The sequence below is a fragment of the Burkholderia sp. 4NA327C6 genome (assembly GCF_005502655.1).
GTDB classification, from domain to species: domain Bacteria; phylum Pseudomonadota; class Gammaproteobacteria; order Burkholderiales; family Burkholderiaceae; genus Burkholderia; species Burkholderia contaminans.
In genome coordinates this window covers 50,023-72,417 of the sequence record NZ_SCNZ01000013.1, presented here as the reverse complement: position 1 = coordinate 72,417, position 22,395 = coordinate 50,023, and the positions used below count along the sequence as shown (strand labels likewise).

General features: G+C 66.7%; 19 protein-coding genes. 16 read left to right on the top strand and 3 right to left on the bottom strand.

Annotation, left to right across the window (positions count from 1 at the left end):
• Positions 1-51 precede the first annotated feature (51 nt).
• The 8 genes from dapB to FFS49_RS15515 all read left to right on the top strand — a co-directional run bounded on the left by dapB (position 52) and on the right by FFS49_RS15515 (position 8,467).
• Positions 52-849 carry a 4-hydroxy-tetrahydrodipicolinate reductase gene (dapB, locus tag FFS49_RS15550; RefSeq protein WP_039361509.1) on the top strand — a complete coding sequence of 266 codons (798 nt, stop codon included), beginning with the start codon at positions 52-54 and terminating at the stop codon, positions 847-849.
• Between the two features lie 18 nt (positions 850-867).
• Positions 868-1,536, top strand: a complete 669-nt coding sequence (locus tag FFS49_RS15545) for a MotA/TolQ/ExbB proton channel family protein (RefSeq protein WP_039361507.1) — start codon at positions 868-870, stop codon at positions 1,534-1,536.
• 24 nt (positions 1,537-1,560) lie between these two features.
• A complete protein-coding gene (locus FFS49_RS15540) occupies positions 1,561-2,022 on the top strand; it encodes a biopolymer transporter ExbD (protein ID WP_039361506.1) in 462 nt (153 codons plus the stop codon).
• 291 nt (positions 2,023-2,313) lie between these two features.
• Positions 2,314-4,908, top strand: coding sequence for a leucine--tRNA ligase (gene leuS, locus FFS49_RS15535; RefSeq protein ID WP_105815963.1), 2,595 nt, complete (start codon positions 2,314-2,316; stop codon positions 4,906-4,908).
• A 39-nt stretch (positions 4,909-4,947) separates the two neighbouring features.
• Positions 4,948-5,502 (top strand): LPS assembly lipoprotein LptE, encoded by a 555-nt coding sequence (lptE, locus tag FFS49_RS15530; protein ID WP_039361502.1) that lies wholly within the window; start codon positions 4,948-4,950, stop codon positions 5,500-5,502.
• Positions 5,503-5,520: 18 nt separating this feature from the next.
• Positions 5,521-6,615: a DNA polymerase III subunit delta gene (holA, locus tag FFS49_RS15525; protein ID WP_039361500.1), complete on the top strand. Its 1,095-nt coding sequence runs from the start codon at positions 5,521-5,523 to the stop codon at positions 6,613-6,615.
• 138 nt (positions 6,616-6,753) lie between these two features.
• A complete protein-coding gene (locus FFS49_RS15520; protein WP_039361497.1) occupies positions 6,754-8,025 on the top strand; it encodes a glutamate-5-semialdehyde dehydrogenase in 1,272 nt (423 codons plus the stop codon).
• Between the two features lie 19 nt (positions 8,026-8,044).
• Positions 8,045-8,467 (top strand): CopD family protein, encoded by a 423-nt coding sequence (locus tag FFS49_RS15515; RefSeq protein ID WP_011350935.1) that lies wholly within the window; start codon positions 8,045-8,047, stop codon positions 8,465-8,467.
• A gap of 106 nt (positions 8,468-8,573) precedes the next feature.
• On the opposite strand, the gene FFS49_RS15510 is transcribed toward FFS49_RS15515, so the two are convergent.
• A complete protein-coding gene (locus FFS49_RS15510; protein ID WP_039361495.1) occupies positions 8,574-9,422 on the bottom strand; it encodes a MurR/RpiR family transcriptional regulator in 849 nt (282 codons plus the stop codon).
• A gap of 282 nt (positions 9,423-9,704) precedes the next feature.
• Between FFS49_RS15510 and edd the strand changes: the two genes are divergently transcribed.
• From edd to FFS49_RS15485, 4 genes are all read left to right on the top strand, one after another.
• Positions 9,705-11,561 (top strand): phosphogluconate dehydratase, encoded by a 1,857-nt coding sequence (edd, locus tag FFS49_RS15505; RefSeq protein ID WP_071333915.1) that lies wholly within the window; start codon positions 9,705-9,707, stop codon positions 11,559-11,561.
• Positions 11,562-11,580: 19 nt separating this feature from the next.
• The gene (eda, locus tag FFS49_RS15500) at positions 11,581-12,207 is read left to right on the top strand and encodes a bifunctional 4-hydroxy-2-oxoglutarate aldolase/2-dehydro-3-deoxy-phosphogluconate aldolase (RefSeq protein ID WP_011350938.1); all 627 of its coding nucleotides are present in this window, start codon (positions 11,581-11,583) and stop codon (positions 12,205-12,207) included.
• 442 nt (positions 12,208-12,649) lie between these two features.
• On the top strand, positions 12,650-14,011 hold the full coding sequence (locus FFS49_RS15490) for a GntP family permease (RefSeq protein WP_039361489.1): 1,362 nt from the start codon (positions 12,650-12,652) through the stop codon (positions 14,009-14,011).
• Between the two features lie 13 nt (positions 14,012-14,024).
• Positions 14,025-14,528, top strand: a complete 504-nt coding sequence (locus FFS49_RS15485) for a gluconokinase (protein WP_039361487.1) — start codon at positions 14,025-14,027, stop codon at positions 14,526-14,528.
• Positions 14,529-14,606: 78 nt separating this feature from the next.
• On the opposite strand, the gene FFS49_RS15480 is transcribed toward FFS49_RS15485, so the two are convergent.
• Positions 14,607-15,254, bottom strand: coding sequence for a TetR/AcrR family transcriptional regulator C-terminal domain-containing protein (locus tag FFS49_RS15480; RefSeq protein WP_047851620.1), 648 nt, complete (start codon positions 15,252-15,254; stop codon positions 14,607-14,609).
• 276 nt (positions 15,255-15,530) lie between these two features.
• Here FFS49_RS15480 and FFS49_RS15475 point away from each other — a divergent pair, with 276 nt between their 5' ends.
• Entirely contained in the window at positions 15,531-16,952 is a 1,422-nt protein-coding gene (locus FFS49_RS15475; RefSeq protein ID WP_105815964.1) for an FAD-dependent oxidoreductase, read from the top strand.
• A gap of 78 nt (positions 16,953-17,030) precedes the next feature.
• Here the strand turns inward: FFS49_RS15475 and purB are convergent, their stop codons facing one another.
• Positions 17,031-18,419, bottom strand: a complete 1,389-nt coding sequence (gene purB, locus FFS49_RS15470; RefSeq protein WP_039361481.1) for an adenylosuccinate lyase — start codon at positions 18,417-18,419, stop codon at positions 17,031-17,033.
• A 263-nt stretch (positions 18,420-18,682) separates the two neighbouring features.
• On the opposite strand from purB, the gene FFS49_RS15465 reads away from it, so the two are divergent.
• The 3 genes from FFS49_RS15465 (at position 18,683) to FFS49_RS15455 (ending at position 22,360) form a co-directional block, all read left to right on the top strand.
• Positions 18,683-19,636 (top strand): LysR substrate-binding domain-containing protein, encoded by a 954-nt coding sequence (locus FFS49_RS15465; RefSeq protein ID WP_105815965.1) that lies wholly within the window; start codon positions 18,683-18,685, stop codon positions 19,634-19,636.
• Between the two features lie 276 nt (positions 19,637-19,912).
• Positions 19,913-21,199 carry a Glu/Leu/Phe/Val dehydrogenase gene (locus FFS49_RS15460; protein WP_039361475.1) on the top strand — a complete coding sequence of 429 codons (1,287 nt, stop codon included), beginning with the start codon at positions 19,913-19,915 and terminating at the stop codon, positions 21,197-21,199.
• A 267-nt stretch (positions 21,200-21,466) separates the two neighbouring features.
• Entirely contained in the window at positions 21,467-22,360 is an 894-nt protein-coding gene (locus FFS49_RS15455; RefSeq protein ID WP_039361473.1) for a glutamate/aspartate ABC transporter substrate-binding protein, read from the top strand.
• Positions 22,361-22,395 lie beyond the last annotated feature (35 nt).

Sequence of the window (22,395 nt, the reverse complement as noted above, 5' to 3'; positions counted from 1 at the left end):
GAAACCGGGCGGCGTGTGCCGCCCGTCTTTAGACCTGTCGTGTAGAAAGCCATGAAGATTGCGATTGCCGGGGCATCGGGCCGAATGGGCCGGATGCTGATCGAAGCCGTTCTCAACGATGCCGACGCGCAGCTCGTCGGCGCGCTCGACCGCGCCGATTCGCCATTCCTCGGCCAGGACGCCGGCGCGTTCCTCGGCAAGGAAACCGGGGTCAAGCTGACCGCCGACCTCGACGCCGTGTTCGCGCAGGCCGACACCCTGATCGATTTCACGCGTCCGGAAGGCACGATGGCGCATATCGAGGCCGCGCTGCGCCACGACGTGAAGCTCGTGATCGGCACGACCGGCTTCACCGCCGAGCAGAAGGCCGAGCTGCAGGCCGCGGCAGGCAAGATCGGCATCGTGTTCGCGGCGAACATGAGCGTCGGCGTGAACGTCACGCTGAAGCTGCTCGAATTCGCGGCGAAGCATTTCTCGCACGGTTACGACATCGAGATCATCGAGGCGCATCACCGTCACAAGGTCGATGCGCCGTCGGGCACCGCGCTGATGATGGGCGAAGCCGTCGCCGGCGCGCTCGGGCGTTCGCTCGACGAGTGCGCGGTGTACGGCCGCCACGGCGTGACCGGCGAGCGCGATCCGTCGTCGATCGGCTTTGCCGCGGTGCGCGGCGGCGACATCGTCGGCGATCACACCGTGCTGTTTGCCGGGATCGGCGAGCGCATCGAGATCACGCACAAGTCGTCGAGCCGCGTGTCGTATGCGCAGGGCGCGCTGCGCGCGGTCCACTTCCTGTCGGCGCGCGGCGCCGGCCTGTTCGACATGCAGGACGTGCTCGGCCTGCGCTGATACCACGGGGAAACTCCGATGGCGATACCCACCGGCGTTGTCCACTACCTCGAAAGCGGCGATGCGATCACGCATGCCGTTGCCTACGTGCTGCTGGCGATGTCCGTCGCCAGCTGGTGCTTCCTCCTCATGAAAGCCTGGCTCCTGGTCCGTGCGAAGCGGCAGGGGCCGCGCGCGCTCGCCGCGTTCTGGCGCGCGTCGTCGCTCGACGCGGGCATCGCCGCGCTCGCCGGCGCCGATCGCGAGCGCGTGTTCGTGCCGCTCGCCGAAGCCGCGCGCGATGCGGCCGACGACCACGACCCGGCTGCCCTGGCCGCGCGCGTCGAGCGCAGCGAACGCGTGCTGCGCGCGTTGCGGCACGCGATGCTGCGCTCGCAGCGGCGCCTCGAATTCGGCCAGGTGCTGCTCGCGTCGATCGGCAGCACCGCGCCGTTCGTCGGGCTGCTCGGCACCGTATGGGGCATCTACCACGCGCTCGGCAGCATCGCCGCGAGCGGGCAGGCGCAGATCGAGAACGTCGCGGGGCCGGTCGGCGAGGCGCTGATCATGACCGCGTTCGGTCTCGTCGTCGCGATTCCCGCCGTGCTGGCCTACAACATCCTCGGGCGGCTCGTGCGGCAGCTTGCCGAGGAGCTCGACGGCTTCGCGCGCGACCTGCACGTGTTCGTGTGCGCGCAGGAAGCCTGACGTACCCATTCCGGAGAAGCGACCATGGCATTCGGCGGACTCGAGCACCACAAGACGTCCGCGCCGATGGCGGAGATCAACATGACCCCGCTGATCGACGTGATGCTGGTGCTGCTCGTCATCTTCATCATTACCGCGCCGCTGATGACGCACGCGATCCGGCTCGACCTGCCGAAGGTCGCGGCCAGCGTCGCGCGCGACACGCCGCAATCCGTCACCTTGTCGATCGACGATGCGGGCAAGCTGTATTGGGACGACTCACCGGTCGCGCTCGATGCGCTGCCCGCGCGCTTCCGGGCCGCCGCCGCGGGCGGCGCACCGCCGGAGCTGAGGCTGCGCGCGTCGCGCGCGACCCGCTACGACGTGATCGCGCAGGTGATGGGCGCCGCGCAGGCCGCCGGTCTCACGCGGATCGGTTTCGTGACCGACGTGCCGCCGCAGGCGGGCGGTTCGGCGGCGGCGCCTGCCGTGCCGGTCAACCGCTGAGCGGAGCCGGCGGGCCCGTCCCCGCCACGGGATCGGGCTGCACGCCGCAAGACCGGTCGAATGGGCCGGCGCGGGCGGTATAATCAACGTTTTTCCCGGTTGGCAGGCTTTTTTCAGGTAACCCGGAATTTTCCAGGCTACCCGGGCATGCTGCGGGTTACCCGGAAAATGCCCGGAAACCGCGAACAGGTCCGCAACAGCGAACCTGCAGGTCCGCCGGGCAAGCACGATTTTCGATCCACTCCTGCGCGCGCGCCGTCGCGTCGCTTAAAGCCTAGTCCGAACCACACCATGCACGAGAGATACGTACCCGCCGACGTCGAAGCCGCCGCCCAGGGCGACTGGCGCGCAGCCGATGCCTACAAGACGCAGGAAGATTCGCAGAAGCCGAAGTTCTACTGCGTGTCGATGCTGCCGTACCCGTCCGGCAAGCTGCACATGGGTCACGTGCGCAACTACACGATCAACGACGTGATGTACCGCTATCTGCGGATGAACGGCTACAACACGCTGATGCCGATGGGCTGGGACGCATTCGGGATGCCGGCCGAGAACGCCGCGATGGCGAACGGCGTGCCGCCCGCGAAGTGGACCTACGACAACATCGACTACATGAAGGGCCAGATGCAGTCGATGGGCCTCGCGATCGACTGGTCGCGCGAAATCGCGACGTGCAAGCCCGACTACTACAAGTGGAACCAGTGGCTGTTCCTGAAGATGCTCGAGAAGGGCATCGCGTACAAGAAGACGGGCACCGTGAACTGGGACCCGGTCGACCAGACCGTGCTCGCGAACGAGCAGGTGATCGACGGCCGTGGCTGGCGTTCGGGCGCGCTCGTCGAGAAGCGCGAGATCCCGATGTACTACCTGCGCATCACGCAGTACGCCGATGAGCTGCTGAACGACCTCGACGGCCTCGGCTGGCCCGAGCGCGTGAAGATCATGCAGCAGAACTGGATCGGCAAGAGCTTCGGCGTGAACTTCGGCTTCCCGTATGAACTCGACGGCGAGAAGAAGCTGCTGCGCGTGTTCACGACGCGTGCCGACACGATCATGGGCGTCACGTTCTGCGCGATCGCGGCCGAGCATCCGCTCGCCACGCGCCTCGCGCAGGACAAGCCCGAGCTGCTCGCGTTCATCGACGAATGCAAGCGCGGCGGCGTCGCCGAGGCCGACGTCGCGACGATGGAGAAGAAGGGCGTCGCGACGGGCTTCTCGGTCACGCACCCGCTCACCGGCGAGCCGGTCGAGGTGTGGATCGGCAACTACGTGCTGATGAGCTACGGCGAAGGCGCGGTGATGGGCGTGCCGGGCCACGACGAGCGCGATTTCGCGTTCGCGAAGAAATACGACCTGCCGATCAAGCAGGTGATCTCGGCCGAAGGCCAGCAGTACTCGCTCGACGCATGGCAGGAGTGGTACGGCGACAAGGAAACGGCCGTCTGCGTGAACAGCGGCAAGTACGACGGCCTGCGCTATACGGATGCGGTCGACGCGGTCGCGGCCGACCTGAAGGCCGGCGGCTTCGGCGACAAGCAGGTCACGTGGCGCCTGCGCGACTGGGGCGTGTCGCGCCAGCGCTACTGGGGTACGCCGATCCCGATCATCCACTGCCCGTCGTGCGGCGACGTGCCGGTGCCCGAGCAGGATCTGCCCGTCGTGCTGCCGGAGGACCTCGTGCCGGACGGCTCGGGCAACCCGCTCGCGAAGTCGGAAGCGTTCCTGAATTGCGCGTGCCCGAAGTGCGGCGCGGCAGCCAAGCGTGAAACCGACACGATGGACACCTTCGTCGATTCGTCGTGGTACTTCTCGCGCTACACGGCGCCGGACGCCGAGACGATGGTCGACGCGCGCACCGACTACTGGATGCCGATGGATCAGTACATCGGCGGCATCGAGCACGCGATCCTGCACCTGCTGTATTCGCGCTTCTGGACCAAGGTGATGCGCGACCTCGGCCTCGTGAAGTTCGGCGAGCCGGCGAAGAACCTGCTCACGCAGGGCATGGTGCTGAACGAGACGTACTACCGCGAAGACGCTTCCGGCAAGAAGACCTGGTACAACCCGCTCGACGTGACGGTCACGCACGACGACAAGGGCCGCCCGGTCGGCGCGACGCTGAACGCGGACGGCCAGCCGGTCGTGCTCGGCGGCATCGAGAAGATGTCGAAGTCGAAGAACAACGGCGTCGATCCGCAGCTGTTGATCGACCAGTACGGCGCGGATACCGCGCGCCTGTTCACGATGTTCGCCGCACCGCCCGAGCAGCAGCTCGAGTGGTCGGGTGCGGGCGTCGAGGGCGCGAGCCGCTTCCTGCGCCGCGTGTGGAGCTTCGGTGCGACGAACCGCGAAGCGCTCGCCGCGCGCGCGGGCTTCGATGCGGCCGCGCTCGGCGAAGCCGACAAGGCGCTGCGCCGCGAGATCTACAGCGTGCTGAAACAAGCCGATTTCGACTACCAGCGCCTGCAGTACAACACGGTCGTTTCCGCCGCGATGAAGATGCTGAACGCGATCGACGGCGCGAAGGGCGCGACGCCCGGCGTACTGCGTGAAACGTACGGCGTGCTGCTGCGCGTGCTGTACCCGGTCGTGCCGCACGTCACGTTCGAGCTGTGGAAGGCGCTGGGCTACGCGGAAGAATTCGGCCCGCTGCTCGACGCACCGTGGCCGAAGGTCGACGAGGCCGCGCTCGAGCAGGCCGAGATCGAACTCGTGCTGCAGGTGAACGGCAAGGTGCGCGGCGCGCTGAAGGTGGCGAAGGACGCGAGCCGCGAGGCGATCGAAGCCGCGGCGGTGGCCGACGACGCGTTCGCGAAGTTCAGCGACGGCAAGCCGGCGAAGAAGATCGTCGTCGTGCCGGGCCGCCTCGTGAACATCGTCGTCTGACGGCCGCTGGCCGTCGGGACTACCCCAGAAGGAGCGAAGGTGATCCGCAGATCGTTTTTGATGCTCGCTGTCGGCAGCGCGGTTGCGCTGTCGGCATGCGGCTTCCAGTTGCGCGGCCAGCAGGACTACGCGTTCAAGCACCTGCTGATCGCCGGCGCGCCGGCGCCGGTGGAGGCGCGTCTCGTGCGCCTCGTCGAGGCCGGCAGCGACACGAAGATCGTCAAGTCGGCGGACGACGCCGACGCCGTGCTGCGCATGTGGGAATCGCGCGGGCAGAACACGCTGACGCTCAACAAGTACGGCTCCGCGCAGGAATATGCGCTGTTCTACACGCTGAACTACACGCTGACGAGCAAGGACGGCACGGTGCTGATCCCGCCGAGCGCGATCGCGCTGAACCGCGCGATGACGTACAGCGACCAGTACACGAACGCGAAGGCGCAGGAAGCCGACATCCTTTACGGCGACATGCAGAACGACGCGGTCGACCAGCTGATGCGGCGTCTCGCGATCGTCCATTCGCTGACGCCGGCGCCGGAAGACGTGGTACCGGGCGTCGCACCGCGCGCGCCGTTGCCGCCGCCGCCGCTCTGATCGACGGCGCACGTATCGATGCAACTGCGACTTGATGCGCTGGAGCCGCACCTCGCGAAGGGGTTGGCCGGGCTCTATACCGTCTACGGCGACGAGCCGCTGCTCGCGCAGGAAGCGTGTGACCGCATTCGTGCGGCCGCACGCGCGGCCGGCTTCACCGAGCGTTCGGTGCATACGGTCGAGCGCGGCTTCGACTGGAGCGTGCTGCTCGGCGCGACCCAGGCGATGTCGCTGTTCGGCGAGCGCCAGCTGATCGAGCTGCGCATTCCGTCGGGCAAGCCCGGCAAGGAAGGCGCCGATGCGTTGAAGACGCTCGCGGCCACGCCGAACCCCGACGCGCTGATGCTCGTCACGCTGCCGCGTCTCGATGCGGCCACGCAGAAATCGGCATGGTTCACCGCGCTGCAGAACGGCGGCGTCGCGCTGAAGATCGATCCGGTCGACCGCGCGCAACTGCCGAACTGGATCGGCCAGCGCCTCGCGATGCAGGGCCAGCGCGCTGCGCCCGGCGAGGACGGGCGGCGCGCGCTGCAGTTCATCGCCGAGCGCGTCGAAGGCAACCTGCTCGCCGCACACCAGGAAATCCAGAAGCTCGGGCTGCTGTATCCGCAGGGTGCACTTTCGTTCGAGCAGGTGCACGACGCGGTGCTGAACGTCGCGCGATACGACGTCTTCAAGCTGAACGAAGCCATGCTCGCCGGCGACGCCGCGCGGCTCGCGCGGATGATCGACGGGCTGAAGGGCGAGGGCGAGGCGATCGTGCTCGTGATGTGGGCCGTCGTCGAGGAATTGCGCACGCTGCTGCGGATCAAGCGCGGTACGACGGCCGGCAAGCCGCTCGCAACGCTGCTGCGCGAGAACCGCGTGTGGGGGCCGCGCGAGCGGCTGATCGGCCCCGCGCTGAATCGCGTGTCCGAAGCCGTGCTGGAGAAGGCGCTCGCGTTTGCCGCGAAGCTCGACCGTCAGGTCAAGGGGCTCACGGCCGTCACGCCGGGGCGCCGCACGCAGGACGAACCGCCGCCCGATCCGTGGGACGGGCTGTTCCAGCTCGCGATGACGGTGGCCGGTGCCCGCGGCGAGCGACCGCCGACCGCGGGGCGCGTGCGACGCTAAGTCCCGTTCGGGCCTTCAGCGCGCGTTGCGCAACCCGCTTACAATGTTTCGATAGCTGGCGCGGCTCTCCGGCCGCCGCCGCTCACGCTTCCCCACGAATTCATGCCGCCCAGCGCGGCGCGCTTCTCGAGTCACACGATGGATATCGATCAGTACATGACCGACCTGGGCCGTCGCGCCCGGCACGCTTCCCGCGCGATGGCGCGCGCCAGCACGGCGGCGAAGAACGCGGCGCTCGACGCCGTGGCGAGCGCGATCGAACGCGACGCGCAGGTGCTGAAGGATGCGAATGCACGCGATGTCGCCCGTGCCCGTGAAAAGGGGCTGGATGCCGCGTTCGTCGATCGCCTGACGCTGTCGGACAAGGCATTGAAGACGATGGTCGAAGGCTTGCGCCAGGTGGCGTCGCTGGCCGATCCGATCGGCGAGATCAGCAACCTCAAGTACCGCCCGAGCGGCATCCAGGTGGGCCAGATGCGTGTGCCGCTCGGCGTGATCGGCATCATCTACGAATCGCGCCCGAACGTGACGATCGACGCGGCCGCGCTGTGCCTGAAGTCGGGCAATGCGACGATCCTGCGCGGCGGCTCCGAAGCGCTCGAGTCGAACGCGGCGCTCGCGAAGCTGATCGGCGAAGGGCTCGAGGCGGCAGGCCTGCCGCAGGATGCGGTGCAGGTCGTCGCGACGGCCGATCGCGCGGCGGTCGGCAAGCTGATCACGATGACCGAATACGTCGACGTGATCGTGCCGCGCGGCGGCAAGAGCCTGATCGAGCGCCTGATCAACGAGGCGCGCGTGCCGATGATCAAGCACCTCGACGGCATCTGCCACGTGTACGTCGACGATCGCGCCGATCTCGCCAAGGCGCTGACCGTCTGCGACAACGCGAAGACGCACCGCTACGGCACCTGCAACACGATGGAGACGCTGCTCGTGTCGAGCGGTATCGCGGCAACGCTGCTGCCGCCGCTCGGCAAGCTGTATCGCGACAAGCAGGTCGAGCTGCGCGTCGATGCGGCCGCGCGCGCGGTGCTCGCCGATGCGGGCGTCGGCCCGCTCGTCGACGCCACCGAGGAAGACTGGCACACCGAGTATCTCGCGCCGGTGCTCGCGATCAAGGTCGTCGACGGCCTCGACGCCGCGATCGAGCACATCAACCATTACGGCTCGCACCACACGGATGCGATCGTCACCGAGGATCACGACCGCGCGATGCGCTTCCTGCGCGAAGTCGATTCGGCGAGCGTGATGGTCAACGCGTCGACGCGTTTCGCGGACGGCTTCGAGTTCGGCCTCGGCGCGGAAATCGGCATCTCGAACGACAAGCTGCACGCACGCGGCCCCGTCGGCCTGGAAGGGCTGACGTCGCTGAAGTACGTCGTGCTCGGACACGGCGAAGGCCGCCAGTAAACAGCGAGGCACACAACCGATGGCGATGCTCTGGGTCAAGACGTTCCATATCGTTCTGATCGCCGCGTGGTTTGCAGGGTTGTTCTACCTGCCGCGCATCTACGTGAACCTGGCCATGGAAACCGATCCGGCCGCCGTGCGTCGCCTGCTGCTGATGGCGCGCAAGCTGTTCCGCTTCATGACGATGATCGCGGTGCCGGCGCTGGCCTGCGGGCTGTGGCTCTGGCTGTCGATCGGCATCGGGCAGGGGCAGGGCTGGATTCACGCGAAGGTGACGGTCGTGCTGCTGCTCATCGTCTATCACGCGTATTGCGGGCACCTGCTGCGGGTGTTCGAGCGTGGCGAGAACCGCCGCACCGACAAGTGGTATCGCGTGTTCAACGAGCTGCCGGTGCTCGGCATGCTCGCGGCGGTCGCGCTGGTCGTGATCAAGCCGTTCTGAGCGACATCGCCGGCGAGGTTGCCGGCGCTGCCTGATGCGCAACGGCGCCCCGCGGGGCGCCGTTTGTCGTTTACGGTTCGTGCGCGCGATCGGCGCGGGCGTCTGCTCAATCTTTCGTGCCGTCGTCGATCCGGCGGCGCGTGATCGCCTCCTTCGCACGGCCGACCCGTTCCATCAGCGCGGGGCCGCGTGACAGCGCGACGCCGACCGCGAGGATGTCGCCGATCGCGAGATGCGACATCCGCGACGTCATCGGCGAGAACACGTCCGTTTCTTCCGCCACGTTCGACGCGAGACTCACCGTTGCGAGCTTCGCGAGCGGCGAATGGCTCTGCGTGATCGCGACGACCTTCGCGCCGCACGCGAGCGCGGAGCGTGCGGCATCGACGATGTCGCGTGTGCGGCCGGTGTTCGAGATCGCGACGACCACGTCGTGCGGGCCGAGCAGCGCCGACGACATCGAGAACGTGTGCGGATCCGAATACGCGACGCTCGGCACGCCGAGCCGGAAGAACTTGTGCTGGATGTCCTGCGCGGCGATGCCCGAGCCGCCGGCGCCGTAGAACTCGATCCGCGACGCGTTCGACAGCAGCCCGATCGCCTCGGCGACGCTGCCGGCGGACAGGCTGTTGCGCACCTCGATCAGTGCGCCGATCGTGCGGTCGAACACCTTGCCGATGATGCCGGGCGCCGGTTCGTCGGGCTCGACGTCGCGATAGACCGATGACACGCCCGGCGCGACGCTCTGCGCGAGCCGGATCTTGAATTCGCGAAAGCCGCTGCAGCCGAGCGCCTGGCAGAAGCGGGCGATCGTCGGCTGGCTGACGCCCGCGCGCGTCGACAGCTCGGTCATCGCGAGGTCGAGCACCTCGCGCGGCGCGGCGAGGATGTAGTCGGCGAGCTTGCGCTCGGACGGGCGCAACTCGGTGCGGATCGCTTCAATGCGGGGCAGCATGGGGAGGCAGGCGGAAATCGGGTTCGGATGAGCGAGTGTATCGCAATCGAATTGTAGAAAATCTACATGAAAATACTAGCTCGGGCGTAATGCTTTTAGTGAGGATGGTTAGGGTTTTTACTAGGTATCGCTATGCTGGTAGCGGGAATGAGGGTTGCAGGCCACTGATTCCACATTGCGTGCTTGTAGTTTTTCTACTAGACTGGCTTCGTTCTGTCGACGTGTTCGACCGTCCCCACGATTCCAACCGCCGGTGTCGGCCGGCATACAGGAGCGCCCAGCATGACGTCGCTGCACCCCACTCTGGCGAAGGTCACCGAACGCGTGATCGCCCGCAGCCAATCGACCCGTTCCGCCTATCTGCAGCGCATCGACGGCGCGCAGGGCAAGTTCCCGGCGCGCGGCGCGCTGTCGTGCGCGAACCTCGCGCACGGTTTCGCCGGCCTCGAGGGTAACGACAAGTTTTCGATCAAGGCGATCCGCGAGCCGAACATCGGCATCGTGTCCTCATACAACGAGATGCTGTCCGCGCATGCGCCGTACAAGGATTTCCCCGAGATCATCAAGGCGGCCGCACGCGAGAACGGCGGCGTCGCGCAGTTCGCGGGCGGCGTGCCCGCGATGTGCGACGGCGTCACGCAGGGCAACCCGGGGATGGAGCTGTCGCTGTTCTCGCGCGAGGCGATCGCGATGGGCACGGCCATCGCGCTCACGCACAACATGTTCGACGCGGCGCTCTGCCTCGGCATCTGCGACAAGATCGTGCCGGGCCTGCTGATCGGCGCGCTGCAGTTCGGCCACCTGCCGACGATCTTCGTGCCGGCCGGCCCGATGACGAGCGGCCTGTCGAACGACGACAAGGCGAAGATCCGCCAGCAGTTCGCGACCGGCCAGGTCGGCCGCGACGCGCTGCTCGAAGCCGAATCGGCCGCGTATCACGGCCACGGAACCTGCACGTTCTACGGCACCGCGAACAGCAACCAGATGCTGATGGAGCTGATGGGCCTGCACCTGCCGGGCTCGGCTTTCGTCCATCCGCACACACCGCTGCGTACCGCGCTGACGGCCGAGGCCGCGCGCCGCGTGCTCGACCTGACCGTCGAGCGCGGCCACTACACGCCGATCGGTCACGTGATCGACGAGAAGGCGATCGTCAACGGGATCGTCGCGCTGCTCGCGACGGGCGGCTCGACCAACCACACGCTGCACCTCGTCGCGATTGCGCGCGCGGCCGGCATCCTGATCGACTGGAACGATTTCGACGAACTGTCGGCGGTCGTGCCGCTGCTCGCGAAGATCTACCCGAACGGCAAGGCCGACGTGAACCATTTCCACGCGGCGGGCGGTGTCGCGTTCCTGGTGCGCAATCTGCTCGAAGGCGGGCTGCTGCACGAGGACGTGACGACGGTCGCCGGCAAGGGTCTCGCGCACTACACGAAGGAGCCGAAGCTGATCGACGGCAAGCTGACGTGGGTCGACGGCGCGGCCGAGAGCCACGACACGAAGGTGCTGCGCGGCATTCGCGACCCGTTCCAGCCGGACGGTGGCCTGCGCCTGATGCAGGGCCGCCTCGGCCGCGGCGTGATCAAGATTTCGGCGGTCGCGCCCGAGCACCGCAAGGTGACGGCGCCCGCGATCGTGTTCGATTCGCAGGAAGCCGTGCAGGAAGCATTCGATCGCGGCGAGCTGAAGCGCGATTTCGTCGCGGTGGTGCGCTTCCAGGGCGCCCGCGCGAACGGCATGCCCGAGCTGCACCGTTTGACGCCGCTGCTCGGCGTGCTGCAGGATCAGGGCTTCCACGTCGCGCTGGTCACCGACGGCCGCATGTCGGGTGCGTCGGGCAAGGTGCCGGCCGTGATCCACGTGTCGCCGGAAGCGTTGCTGGCCGGCCCGCTCGGCAAGGTGAAGACGGGCGATACGCTCGTGATCGACGCGGAAGCCGGCGTGCTCGACATCGAGGTCGACGCCGCCGAGTGGCAGGCGCGCCCGGTCGCGCAGCCGCTGCACCAGGCCGAGAACGAGGTCGGTTTCGGGCGTGAACTGTTCGGCGTGTTCCGCGCGGCCGCCGCGCCGGCCGAGCAGGGCGCATCGGTTTTTGGCGCGCTGGTCGGCGAAACGGCCGCCCACGTCGCCGCATGAATTTCAAGGAGCCAATTCAATGAAGACGATTGCTGAAATCGTGAAGCTGGGCCCGGTCATTCCGGTGCTCGCATTCGACTCGGTCGAGCAGGGCGAACACGTGTCGCGTGCGCTGCACGCAGGCGGCGTGAAGGTGCTCGAGATCACGTTGCGCACGCCGGCCGGCCTGGAGGCGATCCAGCGCGCCAGCCAGCTCGCGGACGACATCGTCGTCGGCGTCGGCACGATCACGAAGCCCGAGCATTGCGAGCAGGCGAAGCGCGCGGGCGCGAAGTTCGGCGTGTCGCCGGGCCTGACGAAGGAGCTGCACCTCGCGTCGCTCGACGCGGGCTTGCCGCTGCTGCCGGGCGTGATGACGCCGAGCGACATCATCCAGGCGCTCGAATTCGGCTACGAGATCGTGAAGTTCTTCCCCGCGCAGCAGGCGGGCGGCGTGCCGATGCTGCAGGCGTTCCACGGCCCGTTCCCGGCGCTGAAGTTCTGCCCGACCGGCGGCATCACGGTCGAAACGGCGCCGAATTTCCTGAAACTGCCGAACGTCGTGTGCGTCGGCGGCTCGTGGCTCACGCCGAAAGCCGCGCTCGCCGCGCAGGACTGGGCCGAAGTCACGCGCCTGGCGCAAGCCGCGAGCCAGCTTCCCCGTTAAGACTTGTACGAGATGATAAGGGCCTGTTCGCGCCAGTAACGGGCTTGCGAACGAGCCTCTCCGCCCGTCCCCCAAGGGGACTTCCTTTGGGCGCGTGCAAGGAGTGAGGAGCGCCGTTTGGCCGAGCCAAACAAGCGACGAACGACGCCGCAATGTGGGCGGAGAGGCTCGTTCCCCCGTTTATGGAGCAATCATTCGTCGCGCTGGCCGCCAGAAGGGCCCGTTACTGGCGCGAACAGGCCCTTAACCCTCGGAAAGCGAGCCTTAGTGCTTGTTTTGCCGAGGGTTTTTGCTGATGGAACCGGTTCTATCCGTGGACCGTAAAGATAAGTAAAATTCAGCGTCCTGACGGGGTGGGTACCCCCCGTGTTTCGGAGACCTGCATAGCCGGGCATACTCGCAACAACTCGCCCGGTTCGAACAATTCTAGGAGGAGTGCCACATGGGGGCTGTCCAAGGCAGCATGCTGCTCGTATTCACGCTGATCGCGATTGCCGCGCTGATCCTGATGATCGCGCGCTTCAAGATCTACCCGTTCCTGGTGCTGATCATCGTTTCGCTCGGCTTGGGCCTGGTCGTCGGCATGCCGATGGACAAGATCGTCAAGTCGTTCGAGACGGGCACCGGCGGTACGCTCGGCCACATCGCGATCGTCGTCGGCCTCGGCACGATGCTCGGCAAGATGATGGCCGAATCGGGCGGCGCCGAACGGATCGCGACCACGCTGATCGACTGGTTCGGTGAAAAGAACATCCACTGGGCGATGATGTTCGTCGCGATCATCGTCGGCCTGCCGGTGTTCTTCGAAGTCGGCTTCGTGCTGCTGATCCCGATCGCGTTCAACGTCGCGAAGCGCACTGGCAAGTCGCTGCTCGTCGTCGGCCTGCCGATGGTGGCCGGCCTGTCCGTCGTGCACGGGCTGATCCCGCCGCACCCGGCCGCGCTGCTGGCCGTCCAGCAATACGGCGCCGACATCGGCAAGACGATCGCGCTCGGCCTCGTCGTCGGCGTGCCAACCGCGATCATCGCGGGCCCGCTGTTCGCGCTGACGATCTCCAAGTTCGTGAAGCTGCCGGAAAACAATCCGCTCGCCGCGCAGTTCGTCGATACGAACACGGACGGCCGCAAGCGCGAACTGCCGAGCTTCGGCATCACGCTGTTCACGATCCTGCTGCCCGTCGTGCTGATGCTGGTCGGCAGCTGGGCCGACCTGGTGTTCACGCCGAAGTCGCTGCCGAACAACCTGCTGCGCTTCGCCGGCAACTCCGACGTCGCGCTGCTGATCGCCGTGCTGGTCAGCTTCTGGACCTTCGGCGCGAAGCAGGGCTTCAACCGCGACCAGATCCAGAAGTTCTGCAGCGAGTGCCTGGCGCCGATCGCCGGCATCACGCTGATCGTCGGCGCGGGCGGCGGCTTCGGCGGCGTCCTGCGCGACAGCGGGATCTCGCAGCAGATCGTCGAGACCGCGAAGCACGCCAACCTGTCGCCGCTGCTGCTCGGCTGGTTCGTCGCGGCGCTGATGCGTCTCGCGACGGGTTCGGCGACGGTCGCGATGACGACGGCCTGCGGCATCGTCGCGCCGATCGCGGCGGCGTCGGGCGCGTCGGTCCGGCCGGAGCTGCTCGTGCTCGCGACGGGCTCGGGCTCGCTGATCTTCTCGCACGTGAACGACGGCGGCTTCTGGCTGATCAAGGAATATTTTGGGATGACGGTGGGCCAGACCTTCAAGACCTGGTCGCTGCTCGAAACCATCATCTCGGTGCTCGGTCTGAGCTTTACGCTGCTGCTGAGCTTGGTTCTGTAACAAGGGGTAGTCAATGATTCTGATCGCAATGGGCGTGTCGGGCGCGGGCAAGTCGCTGATCGGCGAAATGCTGGCGGAACGCCTGTCGTGCAGCTATACCGATGGCGACGCGTTTCACAGCGCGGCGAACAAGGAAAAGATGCACAACGGCATTCCGCTGACCGATGAAGACCGCTGGCCGTGGCTGCGCACGATCCGCGCGGCCATCGAGGAAAAGCAGCGCGCGGGCGAAACGGCCGTGTTCACGTGCTCGTCGCTGAAGCGGTCGTACCGCGACGTGCTGCGCGGCACCGACACCGACGTGCGGTTCGTGTATCTGAAGGGCTCGTTCGAGGTGTTGCAGGAGCGCCTGAAGAGCCGCACCGGCCATTTCTTCGATCCGTCGCTGCTGAAGAGCCAGCTCGACACGCTCGAGGAGCCGGGCCCGGACGAAGCGATCGAGGTCAGCATCGAGCTGACGCCCGAACAGATCGTCGATCAGGTCATGCTGAAGATCGGCATCGCGCAGCAGCACTGAGCGCGGTTCGCGGCAATCGTCATGAAAAAGGCGCCTTCGGGCGCCTTTTTCGTTGGCGGCTCGTCGGTCCCGAGCCGGTCACGCCGCGCGTGCCTGCTTCGCGATGCCGTCGAGCAGCACGTCGAGCATCGTGTCGTGCACGGCGGCCGGATCGAGCTGCGCATAGAGCGGGGCGGCCGCCTTGACGAGCGGATGCGCGGTGTCTGACAACGCTTCCATCTCCGCGAGCTCGACGTCGTTCGCGGCGCGCGTGAGGCCGCCGGCTTCGGCCGCGGCCAGCCCGATCACGCTCGCATACCAGCCGACGCATACCGACGGCAGCGCCGCGCGCGGGATGCCGGCGTCGGCCAGCGCGCGATGCACGGCCTCGATGTGCGCGAGATCGGCCGGCCCGGTACTCATGTGCCGCTGCAGCAGCGCGAACGCGGCCGGGTAGCGCAGCGCGAGCGCGCGGTACTGGCGGGCGAGGTCGCGCAGCCGTTCGCGCCACGGCAGCGCGGCATCGACCGGCACGAGCGAGCGCGACAGCGCATTCGCGATCGCCCGGCTCAGGCCTTCCTTCGACTTGAAGTGGTACAGCACGCTCATCGGGTCGCAGCCGACCGATTGCGCGAGCTTGCGCACGCTGAACGCGGCTTCGCCGACGTCTTCAAGCAGCGCGAGTGCGGCCGCGACGATCGCATCCTTGTCGAGGCCGCGCGGGCCCTGGGCGGGTTTGTCTTTCATCGATGCGGGCTGGCGTGCCGGTGCGACACCGGCTGTAAACTTGACGAAAGCTTATTCTACACTGTAGAATTATTTCTGCGGTGTAGAAATTGGGTGTCCCGGCACCTTTCAAGACGTGCTTTCGCACAGTCCGGGATCCAGGCGGCACGAGCGTGCCCGCCGTCAACACGGGCCATCGCGCCTCTTTTCTCGTTGACACCCATGTGGAACCGGCTGCCCCACCCGCGAAGCCAGAAGGCTCTTCGACAGGCGGCCCAAGACCATGCAAGTGCAATCATGACTTCCGATAACACACCCCTGATCCAGGGCGAATCGCGTTTCGAACAAACGCAACTGAACATCGAAAAAGACAACTGGAACTGGTGCGACCCGGCCCGCTACGACGGCGAGCGCCCGGCGAACTGGTACGAGGCGTCGCTGTCGCGTCACGCGAACAGCGCGCCGCTCGCGCACGATGCCGTCTGCGACGTGCTCGTGATCGGCGCGGGACTGCTAGGCGCGTCGGCCGCGCTGCATCTCGCGGAAGCGGGCGTCGACACGATCCTCGTCGACAAGCATCACGTCGGCTCGGCCGCATCGGGCCGCAACGGCGGCCAACTGACGCCTGGCCTCGCGCGCTGGGAAGCCGCCGACATGATCGACTACCTGTCGCACGACGACGCGAAGCGGCTGTGGCGCTTTGCGTCGGCCGAATCGATGGACCTGATCGATGCGATCGGCGCACGTTACGCGCTCGAACTCGATCGCAAGTGCGGCCACATTACCGCGGCGGTCCACCCGGGCCACATGAGCGCGTTGCTGGACGGCGCGGATGCACGCCGCCATCTCGGCGACGCGGGCGTGACGCTCGTCGGCCGCCATCAGCTGCATGACGACTACGTGCGCTCGGCGCTGTACCACGGCGCGGCGATCGACGCGCTCGGCGGGCAGATTCATCCGCTCGCGCTGGTGCGCGGCCTCGTGCACGGCTTCCGGCTGAACGGCGGCGCGCTGTTCGAGGGCACCGAGGTGCTCGAGCTCGACGAGACACGGGAGGGCGTCGTCGCGACGACGCCGGGCGGCACGATCACCGCGCGCCGCGGCGTCGTGCTCGCGCTGCACAACACGACGTTCCGGCTGCTCGACGAAGGCGCGGCGACCACGGTGCCGTTCTTTACCTACGTGAGCGTGACGGCGCCGCTGGACGTCGACGTCGCGACGCTGCTGCCGGCCGGCATGCCCGTGTACGACACGCAGTTCCAGATCGACTATTACCGGCCGGTCCGCGGCAACCGCCTGCTGTTCGGCGGGCAGGGCACCGGCAGTTGTTGGGCGCAGCCGGACGTGAACGCGTACCTGCTCACGCGGCTGAACACGGTGTTCCCGCAGCATGACGGCCGGTTCGCGCTCGACTACTGCTGGAGCGGCGTCAGCGACTTCACGCTGAACGGCGCGACCGACAGCCGCAAGACCGACGGCCGCGTGCCGATGTACATGGTGCAGGGCTGGAGCGGCCACGGCGTCGCGCAGACGGTGCGGATCGGCAAGGCGATCTGTGACGATTTCGTCGGACGCAACGACGATTTCTCGATGCTGACCGGCATCGACCATCGCGCGATTCCGCTCGGCCGCCAGCTGTCGCCGATCGCGATTCCCGCCGCGAAGGCCGCGATGAGCGTGATGAGTGCGCTCAACCCGGGGCGGATGATCTCGTTCTGACCGGACTGCGGCAGGCAACAAAAAGCCCGATGCGAATCGCTTCGCATCGGGCTTTTTTACGTCAGGCGACGGCGGTGCTTACGCGATCCGCTTCGCGAGTTCGACGGCTTTGCCGATGTACGACGCCGGCGTCATCGCGAGCAGGCGGTCCTTCGCATCCTGCGGGATCGCCAGCGTGCCGACGAATTCCTGCAGCGCTTCGCGCGTGATGCCCTTGCCGCGCGTCAGTTCCTTCAGCTGCTCGTACGGGTTCTCGATGCCGTAGCGGCGCATCACCGTCTGCACCGGCTCCGCGAGCACTTCCCAGCAGTTGTCGAGATCTTCGTTCAGGCGCTGCGGGTTCACTTCGAGCTTGTCGAGGCCGCGGATCAGCGAGTCGTACGCGAGCAGCGAGTAGCCGAGCGCGACGCCCATGTTGCGCAGCACCGTCGAGTCGGTCAGGTCGCGCTGCCAGCGCGACACCGGCAGCTTGTCGGCGAGGTGGCGCAGCGTCGCGTTCGCGAGGCCGAGGTTGCCTTCCGAGTTCTCGAAGTCGATCGGGTTGACCTTGTGCGGCATCGTCGACGAGCCGATCTCACCGGCCTTCGTCTTCTGCTTGAAGTAGCCGACCGAGATGTAGCCCCACACGTCGCGGTCGAGGTCGAGCAGGATCGTGTTCGCGCGCGCCACGGCGTCGAACAGCTCGGCCATGTAGTCGTGCGGCTCGATCTGGATCGTGTACGGGTTGAACGTGAGCTTCAGGCGGTTCTCGATCACGTCGCGCGAGAACGCTTCCCAGTCGAATTCCGGATAGGCCGACAGATGCGCGTTGAAGTTGCCGACCGCGCCGTTCATCTTGCCGAGGATCTCGACCTTCTCGATGCGCGTGATCGCACGGGCGAGGCGGGCCGCGACGTTCGCGAGTTCCTTGCCGAGCGTCGTCGGGCTGGCCGGCTGGCCGTGCGTGCGCGACAGCATCGGTTGCTCGGCGTGCGCGTGCGCGAGTGCGACGAGGCGCTGGTAGACCGTGCGCAGCGCCGGCAGGATCACGTGCTCACGCGCGCCGGCGAGCATCATGCCGTGCGACGTGTTGTTGATGTCTTCCGACGTGCACGCGAAGTGGATGAATTCGCTGGCCTTTTCGAGTTCTTCCTGGCCCTTCACCGATTCCTTGAGCCAGTATTCGACGGCCTTCACGTCGTGGTTCGTCACGCGCTCGATGTCCTTGATGCGGGCGGCGTCGTGCGCGGTGAAGCGCTCTGCGAGCTGCAGCAGGAACTGTTCGGACGCATCGGAGAAGCGCGGGACTTCCGCGAAGCCGGCGCGCGACAGCGCGATCAGCCAGTGCACCTCGACGGTGACGCGGTGGCGCATGAAGGCGGCTTCGGAGAGCCAGTCGCGCAGCGCTTCGGTCTTGCTGGCGTAGCGGCCGTCGATGGGCGAAAGCGCGGTGAGGGCGAAAAGCGTATCGGGACGAGTGTCGGACATGATCGGGCGGGCCTTGGGGCCGGGTCGAGCGAGGGGAGGGAGAATCCGGCATTTTACCATCGGCGCGGGACGATCCCGGCCGAACCGGTTCGGCGGCGATTGGCGCGGGCGCACGACGCCCGGGCGGCGGCGGGGCGTCGCGCGAATGGCGTGCCGGCGGCCGCCCGCGCAGGCGCGCCGGCCGTCCGCCAAGCCGCCGGCCGCGCTCGCCCGCCGGTAGAATGCAGGCTTCTTCCCGACCGCCGCCCGCCGCGCCCGCCTGCATGGAACTGAAATGGCTCGAAGACTTCGTTTCGCTCGCTGAAACGCGCAGCTTTAGCCGCTCCGCCGAGCTGCGGCACGTGTCCCAGCCGGCGTTTTCGCGACGCATCCAGGCGCTCGAGGCGTGGCTCGCGACCGAACTGATCGATCGTTCGGTCTATCCGACGCGGCTCACGCAGGCCGGGCAGATCTTCTACGAACAGGCGCTGACGATGCTGTCGCAGGCGCACGAGGCGCGCACGCTGCTGCGCGGCCACGTCGGCGCGCCCGTGCCGACGATCGAGTTCGCGGTGCCGCACACGCTGTCGCTCACGTATTTCCCGCGCTGGCTGCAGCGGATCGAAGCGAAGATGGGCCAGGTCCACACGCGGCTGCGCGCGCTGAACGTGCACGACGCGGTGCTGTCGCTCGTCGAGGGCGGCTGCGATCTCGTGATGGGCTACCACCACCCGAGCCATCCGGTCGCGCTCGACCCGGCGCGCTACGACATGCTGATCCTCGGCAGCGAGCCGATCAGCCCGTTCTCCGCGCCGGGCCGCGCGGGGCGGCCGCGCTATACGCTGCCGGGCACGGCCGACGCGCGCGTGCCGTACCTGTCGTATACGCCGAACGCGTATCTCGGCCGGATGACGGAAGTCATCGTCGCGAATGCGTCGACGCCGCTGTTCCTCGATCGCGTCTACGAGACCGACATGGCCGAAGGGCTGAAGGCGATGGCGCTCGCGGGCCACGGCATCGCGTTCCTGCCGCACAGTGCGGTCGAGGATGCGGTCGCCGGCGGCCGCCTGATCCGGCTCGACCGGTCGGTGCGTGGCGGCGCGCACCCGTTCACGCTGACGATGGAAATCCGGCTGTACTGCGACAAGCTCGCGCTGCAGGGCGACGATCCGCGCCAGAAGCTCGTGCGAGCGCTGTGGGACGTCGTGCGCGACGAGCTGCGCGAAACCGCGGGTTAACCGTGGGCGGTTAACCGCGACCGCGCGGGTCGGCCGGCTGTCGCCGAGCTTGCGGCGCTTGCCGGGCGCCCGTCCGGCGGCCCTCCCGCATCCAGGAAACACGATTTTTCCCGCACGCGATGCACGATCGATCGCGTGCGTTCTTGCGCAAATCGACCGCGGATTTGCGAAAAATCGCGATCATGCAAGAAACGCATAATCGAATAAGCAAACGGCATTGGATAAAAAAAACGGGTTTTTCGACAATGTGCGCACCTGTTGACCGTTGGAGCATCCATGTCTTCGCAATTGCAGTCCATCCCGTCCTACCTGCACGCCGACGATCTCGGCCCGTGGGGCAACTACCTTCAGCAAGTCGATCGCGTCGCGCCGTATCTCGGCTCGCTGTCGCGCTGGCTCGAAACGCTGAAGCGCCCGAAGCGCATCCTGATCGTCGACTGCCCCATCGAGCTCGACAACGGCACCGTCGCGCACTTCGAAGGCTATCGCGTGCAGCACAACGTGTCGCGCGGCCCGGGCAAGGGCGGTGTGCGTTACCACCAGGACGTGACGCTGTCGGAAGTGATGGCACTGTCCGCATGGATGTCGGTCAAGAACGCGGCCGTGAACGTGCCGTACGGCGGCGCGAAGGGCGGTATCCGCGTCGACCCGCGCAAGCTGTCGCGTGGTGAGCTCGAGCGCGTGACGCGCCGCTACACCAGCGAAATCGGCATCATCATCGGCCCGAACACCGACATTCCGGCGCCGGACGTCAACACCAACGAACAGGTGATGGCGTGGATGATGGACACGTACTCGATGAACCAGGGCCAGACGTCGACCGGCGTCGTGACCGGCAAGCCGATCGCACTCGGCGGTTCGCTCGGCCGCAAGGAAGCAACGGGCCGCGGCGTGTTCGTCGTCGGCAGCGAAGCGGCGAAGAAGAAGGGCCTCGAGATCGAAGGCGCACGCATCGCGGTGCAGGGCTTCGGCAACGTCGGCGGCATCGCGGCGAAGCTGTTCCAGGAAGCGGGTGCGAAGGTGATCGCGGTGCAGGATCACACGGGCACGATCTACCAGCCGGGCGGCCTCGATTCGAACAAGCTGCTCGACCACGTCGCACGCACGGGCGGCGTCGCGGGCTTTGAAGGCGCGGAGCCGATGCCGAATGACGAGTTCTGGACCGTCGAAACCGACATCCTGATCCCGGCGGCACTGGAAAACCAGATCACCGAGAAGAACGCAGGGAAGATCCGCACGAAGATCATCGTCGAAGGCGCGAACGGCCCGACGACGACGGCGGCAGACGACATCCTGACCGCGAACGGCGTGCTGGTGATCCCGGACGTGATCGCGAACGCGGGTGGCGTGACGGTGTCGTATTTCGAATGGGTGCAGGATTTCTCGAGCTTCTTCTGGACGGAAGACGAGATCAACCACCGTCTCGAACGCGTGATGCGCGAAGCGTTCTCCGGCGTGTGGGCGGTCGCGGAAGAGCACAAGGTGTCGGTGCGTACCGCAGCGTTCATCGTTGCGTGCAAGCGCATCCTGATGGCGCGCGAAATGCGCGGCCTGTACCCCTGATCGTGCGATCCTCGATCGGCGGTTGCCGATTCCGGATCGGTTGACTACGATCAATCCATGACGCAATCCATCCGGTTGCGTGCATGAACCCTCGCGGGCGGTGCCGAATCCGGCATCGCCCGCGCGCGCATTCAGGCGCCGGAAGGGGCGCCCGAAGCCGGGAGGAAGGCTTCGCGCAGCGCGATTCGTAGTGCGGTAAACAACCAGTACTTTCAAAAATATTACTTTGATACACTGGCGCGGGTTTTAGCCAAGGAGATGACCAAAATGAAATACCAAAAGGCAGTCCTGATGTTCGCGGCGCTTTGCGCGTTCGCAAGCGGCGCGCATGCTCAGGAGACGGGCACGCTGAAGAAGATCAAGGACACGGGCGTGATCGCGCTGGGCCACCGCGAATCGTCGATTCCGTTCTCCTACTACGACCAGAACCAGCAGGTGGTCGGCTATTCGCGCGAATTCCAGCTGAAGGTGGTCGACGCGGTGAAGAAGAAGCTGAACCTGCCGAACCTGCAGGTGAAGAACATCCCGGTCACGTCGCAGAACCGCATCCCGCTCGTGCAGAACGGCACGGTCGACATCGAGTGCGGCTCGACGACCAACAACCTCGAGCGCCAGCAGCAGGCTGCGTTCTCCGACACGATCTTCGTGATCGGCACGCGCCTGATGACGAAGAAGGATTCGGGCGTCAAGGATTTCGCGGACCTGAAGGGCAAGACGGTCGTGACCACCGCCGGTACGACGTCGGAGCGCCTGCTGCGCAAGATGAACAACGACAAGCAGCTCGGCATGAGCATCATCAGCGCGAAGGATCACGGCGATTCGTTCAATACGCTGGAATCGGGCCGCGCGGTCGCGTTCATGATGGATGACGCGCTGCTCGCGGGCGAACGCGCGAAGGCGAAGCAGCCGGGCGAGTGGGTGATCGTCGGCACGCCGCAATCGGAAGAAGCGTACGGCTGCATGATGCGCAAGGGCGATGCGGACTTCAAGAAGGTCGTCGACGACGCGATCTCGCAAGTCGAGAAGTCGGGCGAAGCCGCGAAGATCTACGCGAAGTGGTTCGAGAACCCGATCCCGCCGAAGGGGCTGAACCTGAACTTCCCGCTGTCCGATTCGATGAAGAAGCTGTACGCGAACCCGAACGACAAGGCACTCGACTGACCGCAGGGCCGTTGATGCAGAAATGACGCTAATGA